Raw genomic sequence first — 20,452 nt, 5'->3', positions numbered from 1 at the left:
AAACGTCAAACAGGCTAAACCCCCGCATTTTCCTGAGTGGGCCTCTTTCGGGATACAGTGTATCCCTTAACCAGTATTCGAAGCAGAGACAACCAAAGGGGGCATTGACCGATTTTTCAAGCCGGATAACTTGTAAACCATGGTATGGTTGAACACTCGTCACCTTAGAAATAGCAGCGGTTTTGTGAGCCTATCAGGCAGAACAAAAAAAGATGTGGTTAGCCTCTGCCGGTAAATTTCCGAACCCAGCCGGGTTATGTCTAAAAAGTTAATACCCGTTTTTGAGATGAGTGCCAAGAAGCGACAGGCCGTTCGCTTTTCGCAGGCCACTCAACAGGAGTCACAGGCACCCGAAAAATGAGGGCAGAAGGCTGTTTTTCATTCAGTATGGTCGATAGTCTCATTCGTTACCACTTCAGAGTCGCCTGCCTCTGCAACCGCCATTAGCCGCTCAGATCCGTCACCTGATAAAGGATAGCCCGACCAATACGCCCCAAAGGCGTATCAAATTATGATCTGAGTCGTCTCAAATCCGTTGTGAGTCGAAATGAGGGGTGTATCAGGACACCTTTGAGCCATTGATCACGTAACACGCAATACGCAATGGCACGGTATACACTAATTGCTTTCCTGTTCCTCATCGCCCGGTCCATCTCCGCCCAAACGATTACCGGTACGGTTCTCGATCCTGACCGGCAGCCCGCGCCCCTGGCCGTCGTTAAACTACTCAAGGCAACAGATTCAACGCTGATTCGAGGTACGGCAACCAACGACCTGGGGCAGTATCACTTTCCGGACGTGGCCCCCGGCACGTATTGCCTGCAACTTTCGCTCGTTGCTATGAGAACGCTCACCAGTCGGGTTGTGGGCGTTCGCCCGGGCGAGACAGTGGTGATGGAGCCGCTCACCTTTCAACCCGCAGATCAGACCCTGGCGGTCGTCACCGTACGGGCTCGTAAATCGTACGTCGACCAGGAGATTGATAAAACCGTGCTGAACGTCGCTGCGGATGCCAGCGCTCAGAGTAAAACGGTTTACGAAGTCCTGCAGCAAGCCCCCGGCGTGGTTATTGATCCGAATGATAATCTGCGCATGGCCGGTAAACAAGGCGTCAATGTGTTCATCGATGGGAAACCAACCAACTTATCGACGACCGATTTGGCGAATCTGCTGCGCGCTACGCCAGCCAGCAACATCGACCGGATTGACCTGATTGCTAATCCGTCTGCCCGGTATGATGCCCAGGGTGGAGCGGGCATTATCAACATCCGATTCCGGCGAGCCGGAAACCTGGGTTTGAATGGGAATGTATCGGGTAGCTACGCCAGAAGCGATCACTACCGCTCGAATTTGGCACTCGACCTGAATTACCGGGCTAAGAAAGTAAATGTATACGGGAACGTGTCGGGATCCGATAATTATCAACGAACCAACGTGCAATTTGATCGACAGGCGGGTGGAGCCCAGTTTCTGCAACGAGGGTATGACCGGGATGGCACCCGGGCGGTGGTCTACAAAGCAGGATTCGATTACTTTATCAATTCCAAAGAGACAATCGGCCTGATTATATCGGGCAACCGGTCGGCGAACCGGTTTGGAACCTATACCAAAACCGCCGTCGTCGCGGAGCAAAACCGGGTAGATTCCAGCATTGTCAATCGGGTGGATAATCCGAATCAGAATAACCGCATTAATGCCGCCTTCAACTATCGATATGCCGATACGTTGGGGCTGGAAGTGATGGTCGATGTGGATGTAACGCGTTTCAACTACACGTCTCCCAGCCGGATTCGTAGTGACTATTTGGGTCAGGACGGCCAGGCTTTACTCACGCGACAGTACCGGTTCGACCCAACGACCGACATCAACATCGTTGCTCTAAAAGCGGATGGGGTTAAAGAGTGGAAACCGAGTCACCTAAAGCTGGAAGCGGGTCTCAAGCATACGAACGTAGCAACGGATAACGATTTGCTGGCTTACACGGGTGCTGAGCAGCAAGCCGATGTCACGCGAACCAACCGGTTTCGATACCAGGAAATGGTCAGCGCAGTGTATGCTTCCTTAAATCGGTCCGTGGGAAAATGGGCGATTCAGGCGGGGTTACGTGGCGAAAAATCGACTATCCGGGGTCAGTCAGTTGATTTGGCAGGGCGTACGATTAACCGGCCGGATACGGCTTATTTCAATCTGTTTCCGACCGGTTTTGTTCAGTATCAGGCCACCGGCAAAAGTCAGTTTGCGCTCAATTACGGCTGGCGCATTGGCCGACCGAACTACCAGGATTTAAACCCGTTCATCTACCAGCTTGATCCGTACACCAGTCAACGGGGAAATCCGTTTCTGCGACCTGCCTACAGCCATAATGGTAGCCTGGCTTACACCTACAAATGGGCAACCACGCTTAAACTGACCTACACCAGGACGAATGACTTTTCGACGGACGTGATTCAACAAACGGGGTTGACAGCCTACCAGACCGTGGCCAACGTGGGCCGGGTCAATGCCCTGAATATTTCGCTAAGTACGCCCTACACCATCACAAAGTGGTGGAACACGTATCTCTATATGGGTGCCACCTGGAATCATTTTCGGGGGCGTTTCACCGCCGACCAACCGTTCAACGAACGGGGCTTCGGGTTCGACGGCTACATGCAACACTCCTTTACGCTTTCCAAACGCTGGACGGCCCAGGTGTCGGGCTTCTGGAATGCCCCGACGACCCAAACCATTTATCGCATCGGTGGACTTGGCGCGCTGAATATGAGTCTGGAAACGAAAGTGTTCGGCGAACGAGGTAAGCTCACCCTGAGCGTCGACGATATGCTGAACACGATGCGTTGGCGTCAGTCGGCGGCCTTTGCTTCCCAGCAGTTCAGCGTCGAGCGGAAGTGGGAAAGTCGCCGGGTGGCCTTGCGGTTTGCCTACCGCTTTGGCCGCCGTGAGATCGCGGGCGCTCGGGACCGGCAAACGGGCGTCGATGCGGGTCGGATCAAAACAAAAGATAATTTATGATCAACGGAAAGACCCGACTCATGAACCGTTTCCATCGACTGCTCCTTTTGATCCTCGTCCTGCTCAGGTTGGCAACTCCTTGCAGCGGTCAACGAATAGCCACTTCATCGGTACCTACTGCCTGGATTACCTTCAGCATTCGGAATACGAGTCTGCGTTCCATCAATCAGATGATTTGTTTCCAAAAACCTGGACCGCCGATTCATCCTCTCATGATCCATCAGTATCGGTTTGGGCCGTTCAGTACGCAAACGTTTACGTATCCGGTTGGCACAAAAGTGGAATGCGTCCAGCGTGTTGACTTGCAGGGCCGCCCAGAAACCGTTTATTTGCTGGCGGTTTTAACGATGCGCGATCAAGGCCGTACCTTTAAGTTATCAATGTAGGATTACCGGATGAATTTCTACTTTAGTGCTTATTCAACGCCCCTGCTGTTTGGCTTTATTCAGGGCTGGATTTACGCGGTGTTGCTGTGGATTCGGGGCTGGCGAGCGGAGCGGTTGTCCGATTACTTGCTGGGCTGGGTTCTCGTGGCTTTGTGCTTCAATATCTGGATTTACATGCTGGGGTTTGGGGGCATCGAAATTCTTTGGAAGGAACTCAACTTTTTTCCCCGGACCCTCAGCTTTCTGCTACCGCCCCTTTACTACTTCTATCTGCGTAGTCAGTTTGACGGTATGTTTCGGCTTCGTTGGAGTGATTGGCCGCACGCGCTGCCCTTCGGGCTGGATGCCCTCTACCACCTGATCGTATTTGGACGCGGGTCTGATTTCGTAAAGGCTTGGGAAGCGGACGTGCACAATCCCTACCACGTTGATGATCTGACTTTTCTAGCCAATACGGGCCAGCATATGCTTTACCTGTATTGGTCTTTCCAGCTTTATCGTCACTATCGCACCTGGATTGGAACCCAGTATTCCGATACGGACACCCTTAGTTTTCGCTGGTTTCGCAATTTCCTGCTAGCCCTGGCTTTGATGGTAACCATTGATTTTAGCATGACGGTGCTGGACCTGTGGCTAAATCTAAGCTTCTGGCAGGATTGGTGGAACAACCTGGCTGGTGTAGTCTTGATCTACTACGTTAGTATCACGGGGTATGGGCAACGCCAACCTAGTCGGCCACTGGCTTTTGTGGAGTCTGCGCCTGCACTTCCTGACCTGGTGCCAGCCGAACCGCAAAAACCAGTTTCGGCTGAGTTAGCGGAAGTTTATCAGCGACTCCTGACGCTGATGCATACCGAAAAGCCGTATCTGGACGCCGAATTATCGCTGGCTGATCTGGCCCGGCGTATGAAGTTAAACGCAACTATCTTATCGCAGACGATTAATAGCGAGGGGGGCAAGAATTTCAATGACTTTATCAACGCCTACCGGATTGACGAATTTAAACGAGCGGTCTTATTGCCGGCCAATGCGCACCTGAGTTTACTTGGCGTAGCGCTGGATTGTGGCTTCAATTCCAAAGCGACGTTTAATCGGGCGTTTAAGAAACTGACCGATCAGTCGCCCGGGGAGTACGTAGCGGCCAACCGCTGAAAGCCTGCTCAAATGTCAAATTAAAGCCAGGGGATGCTTAAAAGAAAGTAACACGCCTTTTGTACCTTAGCTCTCCATTTTCATCTGTGTGCCATGGCTATTTCGTTAACAACTCGCTATCGATGGATAGCCAGCTTTCTGGTACTGACCGGCCTGTTGGGTTGGATCGAATACGGCATCGTCACATCCACGGTCTTCCAGGCTCAACCCGACCGGTTGGCTTGGGCAATCTCGGCAGATCTGCTGCTGGGCATCCCTATTCTTTACTACCTGCTCATTGTTCGTCCCTTGTCAGTAACGCCCCTAACGCTGGTTGCCATTTTTTTAGCCGCCGTGGGATTAGCCCGTTGTTACCGCCAGCCCACCGGCAGTATGTACACTTGGCGGAGCGGGTGCTGATGCTGGCTGAGCTAGGCCTCATGATCATCGCGGTCATTAATCTGAAAAAAACCGTAACAGCCTACCACCGGCTGAATACCCATCAACCTGATTTTACCGCCAATCTGCAGCAGGCTCTCACTGAGGTGGTCGGGAAACTGCCCGCCCTTGGCTGGCTGGTAGGCGAAGTAGCGGTGCTACGATATGCCTTGCTGGGACCCTGGCTCAAACCCGAAGTCAAGCCGGATCAGTCTGCCTATACCCTTTACCGGGAGTCAGGCGTGACGGCCTTGGGCATCACTTTGCTAGTGGTAGGTGGCGTCGAAACGTTGGTGATTCACCTGCTGTACGGGCAGCATGCCGAGCGGGGGAAAGAAACGATTCTGGATATAGTCCGGTATTATGCAGGACACGATCTCAACCACCTCGCCCAGATCGAAGCGATTCTGAAAGGGTAAGGACGAGCGAAAAGCAAACCAGTCATAAGAAAGCCCGTCTCAGGTAAACTGGGACGGGCTTTTTCGAAACGGTAGGACGTTGATCAGGCTAGATCAAAGCGGTCCAGATTCATCACTTTATTCCAGGCTTTTACGAAGTCCCTGACAAATTTGCCTTGTGCATCGGAGCTGCCGTACACTTCGGCAATGGCTCTCAGTTCGGAGTTGGAGCCAAACACCAGATCGGCACGGGTGGCGGTCCATTTGGGTTGACCGGTACTCCGATCGCTGCCCAAATACAATTCCCGGTCTTCGGAAATGGCTTTCCAGGCGGTGTTCATGTCAAGCAGATTGACAAAAAAATCGTTGGTGAGCTTGCCCGGGGATTGCGTAAAAACACCGTTTTTAGAACCGTCGAAATTGGTGTTCAAGACCCGCAGCCCGCCCAGCAACACGGTTAACTCAGGGGCTGTGAGGGTGAGCAGTTGCGCCTTGTCGATCAGCAATGCCTCGGTAGAAGCCGTGAATTTCGATGTCTTGTAGTTACGGAAACCGTCAGCAACCGGTTCCAGATACCCCACCGATTCCACATCGGTCTGCTCCTGCGAAGCATCCATACGACCCGCGGTGAAAGGAACGGTGATCGGATGTCCGGCATCGCTCGCTGCTTTTTCAACACCTGCGCAACCGGCCAGCACGATCAGATCGGCCAGTGAAACTTTTTTGCCGTCCGACTGCGTCCCGTTAAATTCCTGCTGAATGCTTTCCAGAATCCCCAGCACTTTTTGCAACTGCGCGGGATTGTTGACCTTCCAGCCTTTTTGAGGAGCCAGGCGAAGGCGGGCTCCATTGGCCCCTCCGCGTTTGTCGGAACCCCGGAAGGTAGAAGCCGAAGCCCAGGCGGTGGAAACCAGTTCCGAAACGCTCAGACCGGAGGCCAACACGTTTGCTTTCAGGGCAGCCACATCGTTTTCGTCGATCAGGGCATGATCCACGGCCGGAATAGGGTCTTGCCAGATCAATACTTCGTCCGGCACATCCGGACCCAGATACCGGGCGCGGGGGCCCATATCGCGGTGCGTCAATTTGAACCAGGCCCGGGCAAAGGCGTCGGCAAAGGCGTCGGGGTTTTCCAGAAACCGGCGGGATATTTTTTCATAAGCCGGATCGAACTTCAGCGCGAGGTCGGTCGTCAGCATGGTTGGTGCATGCTTTTTGGAAGAGTCATACGCATCGGGAATAATGCTCCCGGCGTCTTTTGCCACCCATTGGTGCGCACCACCCGGGCTTTTCGTTAATTCCCACTCAAAACCCAACAGGTTTTCGAAGAAGTTGTTACTCCACTGCGTCGGCGTCTTCGTCCAGATAACTTCCAGCCCGCTGGTAATCGTGTCGGCTCCTTTACCGGAACCATAGCTGTTGCTCCAGCCGAAACCCTGCGATTCCACATCGGCAGCCTCCGGCTCTTTGCCAACATGTTCGGAAGGGGCAGCACCGTGGGTTTTACCGAAGCTGTGTCCGCCGGCGATCAGGGCAACGGTTTCTTCGTCATTCATGGCCATGCGGCCAAAGGTTTCGCGAATATCTCTTGCGGCTGCTACGGGATCCGGATTGCCGTCAGGACCTTCCGGATTGACGTAGATCAGACCCATGTGGGCAGCACCCAGCGGTTTTTCCAGGTTGCGGGAGTGGATGTTGCGTCCCGGATCTTCGTCCGACGAAACGACACCATGGTCCGCCACGCCGGGAGAACCATCTGCGTAGCGGTGGTCGTTACCCAACCAGGTGGTTTCAGCACCCCAGTAGACGTCTTCATCCGGTTCCCAGACGTCGGCCCGTCCACCGGCAAAACCAAACGTTTTGAAACCCATCGATTCGAGGGCCACATTACCGGTGAGGATCATTAAATCGGCCCAGGAAAGGCTGCGGCCATATTTCTGTTTGATGGGCCAAAGCAGCCTGCGCGCTTTATCAAGGCTCACGTTATCGGGCCAGCTATTCAATGGAGCAAAACGTTGTTGTCCGGCTCCGGCGCCACCCCGGCCATCACCCACGCGGTAGGTTCCGGCGCTGTGCCAGGCCATACGGATGAACAGGGGACCATAATGTCCGAAATCGGCCGGCCACCAGTCCTGTGAGTCGGTCATGAGGGCGTGAAGGTCGCTTTTTACGGCTTCCAGGTCGAGGCTTTTGAAGGCTTCGGCATAGTTGAAATCTTCACCCATCGGGTCGGATAAGGATGAGTGCTGGCGCAGGATATTGAGCTTCAACTGGTTGGGCCACCAGTCACGGTTCCGGGTGCCACCACCGCCCACGTTTTGTTTCAGACTGCCATTGTGAACCGGGCACTTGCTGATGTCGTTTGATCCTTTTTCCATTTCGATACATTCTGTGTTAAATCAATACCTGCCTGCACCGGATTGGGTGCAGCGGGATAAAATTATGTTATTGGGAGAAATAATACCAATCGATAAATTCTATATTTAAATAGTTAAAATCTATAACTTCGCTCGCTCTACCATTTCGACGAAGCAAATGGGTTGAAGATGAAGGTTGATCAACTGTGACCTGCAGGAAGAACCGGTCAGCATTCATCCATTAATGATCATGCAGTCCAGCGGTGATTGAGGCAAGGTACAATACCCATCGTTCCCTCCGGGGTTGATGTCGCCGGCGGAAAACCGGTCGCCAGTGACGGAATTTCGTATTTACCCACCCTGCTGGGGAAAGAAAAGCGGCAGGAAAAACACGAATACATCTCTTGGGAATATCCCGAAAAAGGCGGGCAACTGGCGATTCGGATGGGAAATTGGAAAGCGGTGAAGCGGGATCTAAGGAAAAATCCAAACGCCCGCTGGCAACTTTACGATCTGGCAAAAGACCGGAAGGAAACCACCTATCTGGCGGTATCGAATCCCGCTTCACTTGCGCAGTTTGATGCCATTGTCAAAAAAGAACACCGTCCTCCGCACGTTGCGGAGTGGAAATTTCTGGAGTAAACCCACGGGCTACTTCCGGCCCACCGGCCGGGCAGACGGGAAGAATGGTATTTTGATTCATCTAAATTCCTGGCTACAGCAGAAAATTGAGGGTAAAATATTTTTTACTCTAAGAAAAATATGCCACGTTTGTACTCCAAAGCCAGAGCAGCATCTCTGGCTCTGTTTTTTAGTAAAATGTCTATAAAATATATAGGATAAGTGTATTAATGAATTGCTGTAAAAAATGATGACTGAACAACAACCCCGTACGCTCGTTGCCACGAATCCAATCCCGGTTTTGACCTTGTCGCTGGTGCTGCTCATCGGGGGCGGAATTGCGGTCTGGTATGCGTTTGGACCGGCGCTGACTCCGGTCGTCACCGAACTCGTTACCCCCACGTTCTGGCTGTGTGTCGGGGCGGGTTTTCTGGCGCAAACCATCGATGGTGCTTTGGGAATGGCCTACGGAATTAGTTCAAATTCGCTGCTGCTGAGTCTGGGTGTTAGCCCGGCTGCGGCCAGTGCCAGTGTACACATCGCCGAAGTGTTTACGACCGGGGCATCTGGTTTGTCGCACTGGAAATTCGGGAATGTCAATAAGAAACTCTTTAAAATTCTGGTCATTCCGGGCATTATCGGGGCCGTAACGGGAGCGTATCTCCTCAGTTCATTCGACGGAGCCTTTCTCAAACCATACATCTCCGTCTACCTGATTGTCATGGGGTTGGTAATCATTCGCAAAGCACTGATCGGGAAGACGGCGAAACAGAAAACCCGGTTTGTCGGTCCGCTGGCATTGCTGGGCGGCTTCATCGACGCCGTTGGCGGAGGGGGCTGGGGGCCGGTCGTAACGTCCTCGCTGCTGGGGCAGGGCCGCAATCCGCGCTACACGATTGGTTCGGTCAACCTGGCCGAGTTTTTCATTGCAGCCGCCGGAGCCGGAACCTTTATTCTCATGATTGGCACGGGGAACTGGCCGATCACAGCCGGTTTGCTGCTGGGTGGGGTGCTGGCCTCGCCGTTTGCAGCTTTTATCTGCGGAAAAGTAAATCCCAAAATCCTGATGGTCATTGTCGGACTCGTCATCATCGGTCTGAGCCTGCGCAACATCTGGGGTCTTTTTTAATGACATCGACAACCTAAAATGAATTGTACTTTATGAAACGCATGTCCATTCTCGCCGTGGCCGGTATGCTCCTGGCGGGCTTCGTTACCAGAGCTGACACCCGCCCGCAGGACGGTTTTTGGCGCGGTACGTTTACCGTTGCCGATGGGCAGGAGTCTCCCTTTAATTTTGAACTGAAAGGCCGGAACGCCTGGTTGCTCAACGGTTCCGAACGCTTTGAGATCACAGGCGTTCACCAGAAAGGCGACTCGCTGTTCTTTCCCGTCGCTATTTATGACGCGGTACTGGCGGCAAAAATCGAGACAAACCAAACGCTGACGGGCGTCTTTAAACGACTCGGAACCACCACGCCCGTTGCCGACATTCCGTTTCGGGCCGAATGGGGGAAACGCTACCGGTTTGTTGAAAAACCGGCCGCTGCCACCGCCAGTTTGCAGGGAAACTGGGACGTTACGATTGGCAAAGGGAGCAAAGTTGTGGGTGTTTTTGAACAAAGTGGCAGCAAGCTAACGGGGACATTCCTTTCGACGACGGGTGATTACCGGTATTTTGAAGGATCGGTACAGGGCAATGCGTTTGCCTTATCGACCTTCAGCGGTTCCAGTCCAACGCTGATTAAAGGGACCATTGAAGGGAACGAGTTAACCGCCGAATTCATTGGCGCGCGCGGGGCGCAACCCATCAAAGGCCTTCGCAACGACCAGGCGGCCCTGCCCGATGCGTATACGCTGACCAAAAGCAAGGAAGGAGTTCCGTTCGATTTCACCTTTCCCGATGCGTTTACCGGAAAACCGGTATCGCTGAAAGATCCTAAGTACAAAGGGAAGGTGGTGATTGTTACCATTCTGGGGAGCTGGTGCCCGAATTGCATAGACGAAACCGGTTTTCTGGCGCCGTGGTATAAGGCCAATAAAGACCGGGGTATCGAAATCATCGGGCTGGCTTTCGAACGCAAGAATGATCCGGCCTTCGCCAAAACCCGGCTCGAAACGCTGAAGAAGCGGTTTGGGGTCGAGTATGACATTCTCTTTTCGGGCCTGGCCGATAAAAAATATGCCTCAGCCGCGTTGCCTGCTCTGAGTGAAGTGCTGTCGTTCCCGACCACCATTTACGTCAACCGTCAGGGTGAAATTGCCAAGATTCACACGGGGTATTCCGGTCCCGCGACGGGCAAGTACTACGACGAGTTTGTGAAGGAATTCAACACCGACGTCGACCAACTACTGAAAGAAACTTCCCAGAAAACCGTAACCCGTCAATCCGGTAAATAAAACCGGCGGCATTTTACTCGTGCTTTGAATCCCTCGTTGGGTGGTTTCCCATGCCTGATTTAACCGACAAAGTAGCTTTTATTACCGGAGCCGCCCACGGACAGGGGCGGGCCGTCGCCCTGGCCCTGGCCAAAGAGGGTGCTCACATTGTTGCCTTTGATGTTGCTCAGTCCCTGACCTATCCCGGCTATCCGCTGGGGTCGGTTAGTGAGCTGGAATCCCTGCAGCAGGAATGCGAAGCACTGGGTGTCTGGTGTTTGACGGTACAGGGTGATGTCCGGTGCCGGGCGGATGTCGAGCGGGCGGTGGCATCGGCCCTGCGTAACTTTCGAAAGATCGATATTCTGTTCAACAATGCCGGAATTTGTGCCTACGGACTGGCGCACGAACTGTCGGAAGAGGAATGGGACGCCATGCTGGACACCAACCTGAAAGGAGCCTGGCTTGTTGCCCGTTCGGTTATTCCCGTCATGATCGCCCAGCAGTCCGGCGTCATTCTCAACAATTCCTCCATTGCCGGGCTGCGGGGCATGAACCGGTTGAGTCACTATGCGGCATCCAAATGGGGGCTGGTCGGGCTGACCAAATCGTGGGCCATTGAACTCGCTCCGCACCACATTCGTGTCAATTCCATTCATCCAACGGGGGTCAACACGCCGATGAACGATGGGCTGGCGGCTCTGGAAGGGGCCACTACGGAAGAAATTGCCGAACGCTCGGCCGGTAATCTGCTGCCGGTTCCGTGGGTCGAACCCAACGATGTGGCAGAAATGGTGCTGTATCTGGTGTCCGACAAAGCCCGCTACGTGACGGGTTCTCAGTTTGTGCTGGATGCCGGCTTGCTCTCCCGGTAAACCGCAGCGTTGACGGTTATAAATCCTGAAGAATACCGTTCAGGGAAATCTTGTCCAGGTAGGGCTCCAGGTCTTCGGTGTTCAGAAAACCGCGCAGCAGGGTTACTTCATACCGGCGCTGGCAAATCCACATTTCAACAAAAAAGGTATTTACGGCATACAGATGGAGCCAGAAGCCGGGTATGCGCCGGGCTTCCAGCAGTTTGCCCTGCTGCCAGACGCTGTTGAGCTGATCCTGATACGATAGTGCGTGGAAGTGGGAAAGTGCCTGGCTCAGGTGTTTACGGTTCATGGGCTAACACGGCGGTGTAAATTCAATGATTTTCGGTGTTCTTTTCCCCGGCGGTTATCCGAACGGCCAGCCGGTTCTGTTTGGGGGGTAACGGACAGGTCGCGTAGGCCGTGAAGGCACAGGGTGGATTGATGGCTTTGTTAAAATCCACGATCGTAGTGCCGTCCGGACCCGGTTTGTCGACATACAGGAAGCGCCCTGCTCCGTAGGTTTCATGGCCGTTCGTAACATCGGCAAACAGCACAAACAGTTTTTCGCCTTCGCCAACCGCATCCAGCCGAACAGTTGAACCGTTGAGTTCAAAAACCAGCGTTCCGGCCAGGGGTTGCTGGTGGGTCAGGCCCAACACGTCCGTAATGGCCATGGTTTTGGGTTGGTCGGGCACGTTCACCCGGGCCTTCACCTGCCAGGAGCCATCGACCGGAAAACGATCGATGCCCCGGAACGATTTTAACCGGGCACTTTCCAGATCCCGCAGCCGGATTCCGTACTGATTGCCCCGCTTGATGACAAACCACCGCAAGGAACCGTACTGGACAACGACCGGTTTAACCAGAGAAGGCGAAAAGAGCGTAACGGATTCGCTGAGCGGTTTTCCATCCACCCGAACATCCGCCCCAGGTGCGCTTGTAAAGGAGACGGTTCCATCTTTTAAACGAAAGGTGCCGAGATGCGCAGGTGTTTTCCCCGAAGGGAAGGCAACGGCACTGCCCGGGCCACCAACGGTATTGTCACCTTCTTTCAGCCAGAACAACCCGGCCAGATTCAGCCAGCCACTTTCCTTTTTTAGGGCAGTGATTCGTTCGGCATGCCACTGATCCAGTTGAGCTTTGTAAACCGATGGGTCTTCGCTCCGGCGGAAACTAACGGAACCAACCAGCGCCAGCAGCCAGAGCAGTACAAATTGACGATAGTATTTCGTGGGCGTTTCGGCGGGTGTTTCAAACTCTTCCATGCGTTGTGAAGTCGTTAACGTGTTTGGTCGATTTCGAAAAGGGTGATATTAAAAATTTGTTTGTATATAGATTTGGTATGGTAATAGACTAAAAAAGGGCTTACGTCTCTGATGGCGTCGTTAGGGACAGATAAGGAAATAAATAGGGATCAATCTCTACTTCCAGGACATTGTTGAAGACGTTGGTCGCGATCATCTGTCCGGCAAAAGCCACTAACGCCACCAGTTGCGCGTCCGAATACAAAGCCTGAACCGGATCGAAAAGGAGGTCGGGAACCTCACCTTTGCTACGGGCAATTTCGCTGCCGAAATCAACCAGAAGCTGCTCGTGTGAGCTGAGCAGCAGATCTTCGGGTTTTTCACCGTTGTCGATCATAATCCGTCGGAAAAAGGTTGTGCACAGCGGACAGTTTGAACCCTGCGAAATCGCGTGGGCGTACAGATACGCCAGCCGGTTGCCCAGAATCTCCCTGATCTGTTCGTAGAGCGGATACCACTGCATATACACCTCAAAACTAAGGAGCGACCGGCCCAGCGTGGCTTTCATATTGGTAATCCGGCTACCCGGATAATCGGCTACGTGCTGGTCGTAGGCCGCCTGAACGTCGGGTGGGGCCACCTCGCGGGGCAGTGGTGTTACGCGGGACATGGCGATCGTGGATTAAAGTCCGTGGATACGATGCGCAAAAGTAATGAATTTGATCAAAAAAATACTTGTTCTATAAATTTTGTAGAATAAGTTTGGAAAATCAAAATTCATGCCCTTATCTTTACAGCGTCTTACAATTACTACCTGCAAAGTACTTGTGGATTTATATCGGAAAGGGAGCAACGAACTTGCTGATCCCTGAGAATTATAAATTTACAACCTCCATGTCTACGTCTCTTTTCCAATACCGCTGCGCGCCTGATCAGGACCAGTCTGTTGCCCTCCGATGTTGTCAAGCCACCGGTCAACTCGGTTAGACCTGTTTTTCCCTTTTCCGGTTTTTACCGATTGCCTGCGTCGCTAAATTCCTCGAACGGAAACAGTTCTATTTTTTGCCCTATTACTATACTTATTCGCTATGAATACTATAGTAAATCAAACTCGCCATAATTTCAAAAAACAGGTACCATGAAAGTAAAACCATTCCTTGCTCTGTGCAGCGTCGGCGCTGCGATCCTGACGGGCAACGGCGCGCAGGCTCAGGACAAATTCATCAAAGAAGGCATCTGGCGGGGGGTATTCACCGTCAACGAAGTGCAGGTTCCGTTCAATTTTGAGGTAAAAGGACAAAAAGCGTCGGAGGCTTCCTTCGCGCTCCTCAACGGCACGCGCCGGGATTATTTTGTTGTCAAACAGACCACTCCGGATTCGCTGTTCATCAAAATGAATACCTACGATGCGGCTCTGGTGGCAAAGATCGAAGACGATGGCACGCTGACGGGAGCCTACAAGAGTCTGGTTCCGGGCTTGCGGGGCAATTCGCTCCCGTTCGTGGCCGAACACGGCAAATCCTACCGCTTCGTTGAACCGGGCAAAGATCAGGAACCCGCAGCAAACCTGTCGGGTAAATGGAAGCTGAACATCATCAGCAAGGACGCCACACCGGGCCGCCTGGCCCTGCTGGAACAGAAAGGCAACAAACTGACCGGTGTAATCATGTCGGTGGTGGGCGATACCCGCGAACTGGAGGGAACCGTGCAGGGTAAAAACTTTGTGCTATCCGGTTTTACGGGCCCATCACCCATAATTGTTCGGGGGACGATCAACGACGATAAATCGCTGTCGGGCGAAATGGGGTTTGGCATTTACCTCAACCAGAAATTTGAAGGCGTAAAAGACCGGAAAGCCGATTTGCCCGATCCGTATGCGCTGACGCACCTGAAAGAGGGCGTTTCCACGTTTGATTTTTCATTGCCGGATCTGAACGGTAATCCGGTTTCGCTGAGTGATGCCAAATACAAAGGCAAAGTGGTGATCATCGAAATCATCGGAACCTGGTGCCCGAACTGCACCGATCAGACGGCCTTTCTCTCGCCCTGGTTCAGGGAAAACAAAAACCGGGGCGTGGAAGCGATTGCGGTCGGTTTCGAACAGAAAGACGACCTGGAATACGCCCGCTATACGCTCGGCAAGCTGCGGGATAAGTACAAGATCGAGTATGACATTCTGTTTGGCGGCATTGCCGACAAGAAGGTGGCCTCCGGGAAATTCCCGTCGCTCAACCGCATGATGGCTTTTCCTACCACCATCATCATTGGCCGCGATGGAACCGTCAGGCAAATTCACACCGGCTATACCGGAGAAGTTACCGGCAAGTATTTCAAGCAATACGTGAAGAAATGGAACCGGGATCTCGACAAATACATTGCCGAACCTGCTCCAAAGGATGCCCTGGCCGCACGCTAACGGTATCTGCCGCCGGGAGTGCCGTCAGACAGCGCCCGAGTGGTCGACGGTTCGTCGTCGCGGCTCCTCCCGGCTTTTTTGAATCAAACCAATTTACGCATAAAACCTGCATTCTCATGAAAAACACATTCGTACTCCTCGGTCTGGCCGCTCTTTCGTTTGTTTCGTTTACGAACCCCGGCGACAAAAAAGTCAAAGAAACCACCTACAAGGTCGATCCCCAGCAGAGTAAGCTGGTCTGGAACGCTAAAAAAGTAACGGGCGAACACGCAGGCCTGGCACCGGTTAGCAGCGGTTCTGTCGTGCTTGATGGCGGCCGGCTCAAAGGCGGTTCCATTGATGTCAACCTGAAAGCGTTGACCGTGACGGATTTGACGGACCCCGACTACAATGCCAAATTGACGACGCACCTGAAAAGTGACGATTTCTTTTCGGTAGAGAAACACCCGACGGCCAAACTGGTCATCACATCGGCGAGTCCGTCCGGTGATGGCAACTATGACGTCGTCGGGAAATTGACCATCAAAGGCATCACCAACGAAGTGAAATTCCCGGCACTGGTCAGAACCGACAAAGACAAGCTGACGGCTACGGCCAAAGTGACCGTTGACCGGACGAAATACGACATCAAATTCCGATCGAAAAACTTCTTCGAAAACCTGGGTGACAAAGCCATCGACGACAATTTTACGCTGGATGTATCGCTGGTTGCCACCAATCCGGAGCTGAAAGCCAGTCGCTGATCAGGGCGGGAGATTCTTCGGGAGATCGATCGAACTGCTCCCGAAGAATCCCTAACAAAACCCACGGCATTCGCATGAAACGATTCCTTGTTCTTATTCCCCTGGTCCTCCTGCTGGCGGGCGCCGTGGCGGATAAGCCGGTAGCCTATTGGACTTTCAAAACGACCCCATCGACGCTGGCCCCGGCGGAACTGGAACCGGGCGACGAAATCGATTTGATTTTTACGGCCACCCTGGACCCGGAATGGCTCGTCTATTCGTCCGATTTTTCGGCCGATGCGGGGCCTCCGCCGACCACGTTCGAGATTATTCCTGACGATTCATTCGAAACGGTGGGGGGAATCCGGTCCGTTGATCCCCGGCGAAAAAAAGACCGAACCGGGGGCGTGGAGGTTTCTTACTTTGAGTCGAAAGCCGAGTTCCGGCAGCGCATTCGGGTTCTGAGTCCCGACTACATCGTGAAAGGCGTGATTCGGGGGCGGTATTGCAGCGAAAAAAAAGGACTGAGCCTGCCGTTTGAACAACTGTTTGTTTTTTCAATCCAATGAGAGCTTTGGTAACCTGGCAAAAAAAGATTTTCCTGTTGGCCAGTGCGGGATTCTTTGTACTGAGTTTTGCCCCCCGGCCTGCTGAAAATCAATCCGGTGACGAACCGCTCACGAAAAGCAAACTGGGCGAAAAGTTATTCTTCGATCCGATTTTGTCGTCCAACCGCACCATTAGCTGTGCCTCCTGCCACAAACCGGAGTTTGCCTTTGCCGACACGATGGTTTTGAGCCTGGGCGTGAATGGTCAGGTAACGGACCGAAATACGCCTTCGGCGATGAATCTGGCAGGACGAATTCATTTATTTTGGGACGGGCGCGCGTCGTCTCTGGAAATGCAGGCTCTACAGCCGATTGCCGCCCCGAACGAAATGAACCTGCCCATCGCCGAAGCCGTATCCCGTCTGAATGCCGATCCGTATTATGCCCGGGCTTTCCGGAACGTCTTTCGTACGAATGCGTCGGAGAAGACCCTGGCAGACGCCCTGGCGACGTATGAGCGAACGCTGGAGACGAGCGATACGCCGTATGACCGGTTTATCAATGGTGACGATACCGCCCTGTCGCCAGCCGCCCAACGGGGACGTATAGTGTTCATCGGTAGGGCCAACTGTGCCAATTGTCACGCGGGAGAAGACTTTACGGCCGACCGGTTTAAGAACATCGGGTTGTACGATGGTAAAAAATTAACCGATCCGGGCCGGTTTGCGGTCACCAAAGACAGTTCGCAACTGGGTCATTTCAAGGTGCCGGGTTTGAGAAACGTGGCGTTAACTGCGCCGTATATGCACAATGGGATGTTCAAAACACTCCGGCAAGTGCTTGAGTATTACAACAAACCGGATGATTTTGTCAGAAATGGCCACAACCGGGATCTGTCGCTGAGTACACCCCTGAATCTGTCAGAAAACGATCTCACCGATCTGGAAGCGTTCCTCCACGCTCTGACCGATGAACGGTTTGTGAAAAGAATAAAGAAGTGAGACAAGAGAGCAAGGGTAGGGAAATTTGCTGAATTTCAGGGTAATAGAGCGTCTTTATTCTCTTGTCTCTCCTCTCTTGTCTAAAAAAATCTAGTTGGTTTAAATTTGGTAGTACCCACTTCTTCATCCGACTTCCATTTGGGAGTCGGCATGAGGGAGTATTGAACAGGCAAACGCATTTATGAAAAATCTACTACTTCTATTGATTATATTGACTTCATTTGCTGCTTGGGGGCAGAACCGCACGATAACCGGCAAAGTAACGGCGGCAGAAGACGGCGTTGCGCTGGCGGGGGTTTCGGTAACGGTTAAGGGAGCCAATCAGGGCACCACCACCGACGGAGCGGGTCTGTTTGCGATTCGGGCCGGCCGGGGTTCGGTTTTGGTTTTCTCGTTTATCGGGTTTAACAGCCGCGAGGTGGAGGTTCGCACGGATTCCCCCCTCGACATCCGCTTGGTGGTGGCTTCGCAGATTCTGGGTGAAGTTCAGGTGGTGGGTTCCCGCAATGCCAACCGGACCAAGCTGGATTCGCCGGTGCCGGTCGATGTGATCGACCTGAAACCGCTGCGCGAATCGGCTCCGCAGGTGAGCATAACCCAGTTGCTGCAATACGTGTCGCCTTCGTACCACTCGGTCAACGGCACCAACGCCGGAGATGCGGGTTCGGCTCTGAGTCTGTCGCAATTGCGCGGGTTGGGGGTCGATCAGGTGCTCGTTCTGGTCAATGGCAAACGGCGGCATAAATCCTCGAATGTCAACTGGGGCGGCTTGGGCAACGGAACAACGGGCTACGACCTGAATTCGCTGCCGACGGCGGCCATCGAGCGGGTGGAGATTTTGCGCGACGGGGCAGCCGCTCAATACGGTTCCGACGCCATTGCGGGGGTCATCAACATCGTGTTGCGAAAAACGACCGAAGAACTGGCCGTTAGCACCACGGCCAGCGCCCGACGCCGGGGCGACGGCATCACCACCCGCACCAACGCCAACTACGGGTTTGCGCTGGGCAAAGAAGGCGGTTTTCTGAACGCAACGGCCGAATTTGCCACCCAGGGCATTTCGCTGCCACCGGGCCGCGATGAGGCCGGTTTGTACAACGGCCCGGCCTACGGCGGAGGAGCCAACACCCGCCCCTTCGACGCCATTTATACCCAAGAAATCGACGATGCCATTCTGGCCAGCCGGGGGCTCGACCGGCATCATTTCGATCAACGGGGGGGCGGTTCCAACAAGGCGAAAGACGCCCTGCTGTTCTTCAACTCGGCCATTCCGTTGCGGAAAGACGCGGAGGTCTACGCCTTTGGCGGCATCAGTCACCGGACTTCCCAGTTTACGGCGGTGTATCGGCTGCCGGGCTGGACCGAGCGAACCAACGCCTTTCTGTATCCCGACGGTTTTTTGCCCGCCATGGAAAATGTCATTACCGACAAATCGCTGGCGGTGGGCATCAAGGGTACCATCAGGAACTGGAACGTCGATGTGTCGAACGTCTACGGCCGGAACGATTTCGGGAATTACATCACCAACTCCATCAATGCCAGCCTGGGTCTGAAAAGCCCTACAACCTTCGACGCCGGAAAATACAACGCCAGCCAGAACACGGGCAGCCTGGATTTCAGCCGGTATTTCGACAAAGCACTGCGGGGCGTGAACGTGGCTTTTGGTGCGCAATACCGGGTCGAAACCTACCAGATTATTGCGGGTGAAGAAGCCTCGTACTCGAAAGCCGATTTGCGCCCGGTATATCGCGTGGATACGACTACCGGCGGCATTACGTACCTGAACACCACCGGTAGCATCGGCCTGAACGGGTTGTCGCCCGGTTCGCAGATTCACGCCGGTTTTCGGCCTTCCAATGAAGTCAATGTCGATCGGGCAATTGTGGCGGGTTACCTGGATCTGGAAGCGAATATTACCCGAAAATGGCTGCTGTCGGGTGCGTTGCGGGTGGAGAATTTCTCGGATTTCGGGAACGTAACGACGTATAAAGTGGCTACCCGGTACAGCTTTACGGACTGGCTCGGCATTCGGGGGTCGTTGAACACCGGGTTTCGCGCGCCCGATCTGGCCCAGTTCTATTACACCGAAACGTCGACCACCTTTCAGCAGGGCCGCGCCATCGACCTCGTCACGGCATCCAACAAAAGTGCGGCCACGCGCTCGCTGGGTTTTCCGAGTCTGACCCCGGAAAAATCGAAAGGCTATACGGCTGGTTTTACGGCTCAACCCGTTCGGAATCTGGAACTTACGGCGGATGCTTATTGGGTGGATGTTGATAACCGCGTGGGAAATACCGGCAACTTTTCGGCAACGGATGCCAATCTGCCTCTCGAAGTGCGTAACCTGTTTGTCCAGACCGGAACGGTTCAGGCAAAATTCTTCTACAATTCGTTCAGCACCCGCACCAAAGGCATCGAGTTTACAGGCAGTTACCGAACGCCGTTCCGAAACGGCAACCTCCACGTGTTGCTGGGCGGTAATTTTGTGAAAAACGAAGTGATCCAGGTCAATACGCCGAAAGGGCTGGAAGCGTATCAGTACATTATTTTCAACGACGGCGAAAAAGCGCGGGTGACGACGAATATTCCCGGACAGAAGCTTACGGCGCAGGCCATCTTCCGCGAAGGGCGGTTTACGTACCTCCTGCGAACGGTCTATCTCGGTTCCGTTACCACGGCGTCGGCCCAGAATGCCAACTTTCCCAAACCGGATTATTTCTACCAGACGCTGAAACCGATCTGGGTGACGGATGCCTCCGTGAGCTACACCATTTCACCCGCCGTTCAGGCCACGGTCGGTGTCAACAACGCGTTCAATAACGTCGGCGACTACACCGATCCCAAGCTGGCGGGTTTGCGCAACCCAACCGTCATCGGTATTCAAAACGGCAGCGCCGGTATTCAACCTTTCATTCGGCTAGCCGCCAAACTGTAACTCCTTT

Annotated in this window: 18 protein-coding genes; 14 read left to right on the top strand and 4 right to left on the bottom strand. The window is 53.6% G+C overall.

The features are described 5' to 3' along the window. Positions 1 to 603 precede the first annotated feature (603 nt). The 5 genes from F0P93_RS19285 to F0P93_RS19270 all read left to right on the top strand — a co-directional run bounded on the left by F0P93_RS19285 (position 604) and on the right by F0P93_RS19270 (position 5,386). Positions 604 to 3,012, top strand: a complete 2,409-nt coding sequence (locus tag F0P93_RS19285; RefSeq protein ID WP_150878851.1) for an outer membrane beta-barrel protein — start codon at positions 604 to 606, stop codon at positions 3,010 to 3,012. 212 nt (positions 3,013 to 3,224) lie between these two features. Beyond that, positions 3,225 to 3,398, top strand: coding sequence for a hypothetical protein (locus F0P93_RS31535; protein ID WP_191908862.1), 174 nt, complete (start codon positions 3,225 to 3,227; stop codon positions 3,396 to 3,398). Positions 3,399 to 3,407: 9 nt separating this feature from the next. Further along, the gene (locus F0P93_RS19280; RefSeq protein WP_150878849.1) at positions 3,408 to 4,550 is read left to right on the top strand and encodes a helix-turn-helix domain-containing protein; all 1,143 of its coding nucleotides are present in this window, start codon (positions 3,408 to 3,410) and stop codon (positions 4,548 to 4,550) included. 93 nt (positions 4,551 to 4,643) lie between these two features. Then, positions 4,644 to 4,949 (top strand): hypothetical protein, encoded by a 306-nt coding sequence (locus F0P93_RS19275; protein ID WP_150878847.1) that lies wholly within the window; start codon positions 4,644 to 4,646, stop codon positions 4,947 to 4,949. A 20-nt stretch (positions 4,950 to 4,969) separates the two neighbouring features. After that, positions 4,970 to 5,386, top strand: a complete 417-nt coding sequence (locus F0P93_RS19270) for a hypothetical protein (protein ID WP_150878845.1) — start codon at positions 4,970 to 4,972, stop codon at positions 5,384 to 5,386. An 83-nt stretch (positions 5,387 to 5,469) separates the two neighbouring features. Here F0P93_RS19270 and katG read toward each other — a convergent pair whose 3' ends face one another. Next, entirely contained in the window at positions 5,470 to 7,743 is a 2,274-nt protein-coding gene (gene katG / locus F0P93_RS19265; RefSeq protein WP_150878843.1) for a catalase/peroxidase HPI, read from the bottom strand. A gap of 246 nt (positions 7,744 to 7,989) precedes the next feature. Here katG and F0P93_RS19260 point away from each other — a divergent pair, with 246 nt between their 5' ends. From F0P93_RS19260 to F0P93_RS19245, 4 genes are all read left to right on the top strand, one after another. After that, positions 7,990 to 8,364 (top strand): alkaline phosphatase family protein, encoded by a 375-nt coding sequence (locus tag F0P93_RS19260; protein ID WP_150878842.1) that lies wholly within the window; start codon positions 7,990 to 7,992, stop codon positions 8,362 to 8,364. A 226-nt stretch (positions 8,365 to 8,590) separates the two neighbouring features. Further along, positions 8,591 to 9,472: a sulfite exporter TauE/SafE family protein gene (locus tag F0P93_RS19255; protein ID WP_150878840.1), complete on the top strand. Its 882-nt coding sequence runs from the start codon at positions 8,591 to 8,593 to the stop codon at positions 9,470 to 9,472. Positions 9,473 to 9,513: 41 nt separating this feature from the next. Further along, the gene (locus F0P93_RS19250; RefSeq protein ID WP_191908861.1) at positions 9,514 to 10,743 is read left to right on the top strand and encodes a peroxiredoxin family protein; all 1,230 of its coding nucleotides are present in this window, start codon (positions 9,514 to 9,516) and stop codon (positions 10,741 to 10,743) included. Between the two features lie 50 nt (positions 10,744 to 10,793). Beyond that, a complete protein-coding gene (locus F0P93_RS19245) occupies positions 10,794 to 11,597 on the top strand; it encodes a mycofactocin-coupled SDR family oxidoreductase (RefSeq protein WP_150878836.1) in 804 nt (267 codons plus the stop codon). Positions 11,598 to 11,613: 16 nt separating this feature from the next. Here the strand turns inward: F0P93_RS19245 and F0P93_RS19240 are convergent, their stop codons facing one another. The 3 genes from F0P93_RS19240 to F0P93_RS19230 form a co-directional block, all read right to left on the bottom strand. After that, entirely contained in the window at positions 11,614 to 11,889 is a 276-nt protein-coding gene (locus F0P93_RS19240; protein ID WP_150878834.1) for a hypothetical protein, read from the bottom strand. Positions 11,890 to 11,911: 22 nt separating this feature from the next. Beyond that, the gene (locus F0P93_RS19235) at positions 11,912 to 12,844 is read right to left on the bottom strand and encodes a DUF1684 domain-containing protein (RefSeq protein ID WP_150878832.1); all 933 of its coding nucleotides are present in this window, start codon (positions 12,842 to 12,844) and stop codon (positions 11,912 to 11,914) included. A 100-nt stretch (positions 12,845 to 12,944) separates the two neighbouring features. Beyond that, positions 12,945 to 13,493, bottom strand: coding sequence for a carboxymuconolactone decarboxylase family protein (locus F0P93_RS19230; RefSeq protein ID WP_150878830.1), 549 nt, complete (start codon positions 13,491 to 13,493; stop codon positions 12,945 to 12,947). Between the two features lie 468 nt (positions 13,494 to 13,961). Here F0P93_RS19230 and F0P93_RS19225 point away from each other — a divergent pair, with 468 nt between their 5' ends. The 5 genes from F0P93_RS19225 to F0P93_RS19205 all read left to right on the top strand — a co-directional run bounded on the left by F0P93_RS19225 (position 13,962) and on the right by F0P93_RS19205 (position 20,445). Continuing rightward, positions 13,962 to 15,239: a peroxiredoxin family protein gene (locus F0P93_RS19225; protein ID WP_150878828.1), complete on the top strand. Its 1,278-nt coding sequence runs from the start codon at positions 13,962 to 13,964 to the stop codon at positions 15,237 to 15,239. Positions 15,240 to 15,355: 116 nt separating this feature from the next. Further along, the gene (locus F0P93_RS19220; RefSeq protein ID WP_150878826.1) at positions 15,356 to 15,982 is read left to right on the top strand and encodes a YceI family protein; all 627 of its coding nucleotides are present in this window, start codon (positions 15,356 to 15,358) and stop codon (positions 15,980 to 15,982) included. A gap of 74 nt (positions 15,983 to 16,056) precedes the next feature. After that, complete coding sequence (locus F0P93_RS19215) at positions 16,057 to 16,530, top strand: protein-disulfide reductase DsbD domain-containing protein (protein ID WP_150878824.1); 474 nt, start codon at positions 16,057 to 16,059, stop codon at positions 16,528 to 16,530. Beyond that, complete coding sequence (locus F0P93_RS19210; RefSeq protein WP_150878822.1) at positions 16,527 to 17,510, top strand: cytochrome-c peroxidase; 984 nt, start codon at positions 16,527 to 16,529, stop codon at positions 17,508 to 17,510. Before F0P93_RS19215 ends, F0P93_RS19210 begins: the two co-directional genes overlap by 4 nt. Positions 17,511 to 17,691: 181 nt before the next feature. Beyond that, a complete protein-coding gene (locus F0P93_RS19205) occupies positions 17,692 to 20,445 on the top strand; it encodes a TonB-dependent receptor (RefSeq protein WP_150878820.1) in 2,754 nt (917 codons plus the stop codon). Positions 20,446 to 20,452 lie beyond the last annotated feature (7 nt).

Source organism: Larkinella humicola (genome assembly GCF_008727875.1).
Taxonomy (GTDB): Bacteria; Bacteroidota; Bacteroidia; order Cytophagales; family Spirosomataceae; genus Larkinella; species Larkinella humicola.
Note: the sequence above shows the minus strand (reverse complement) of the source record. Positions and strands in the feature narration are given on the sequence as shown.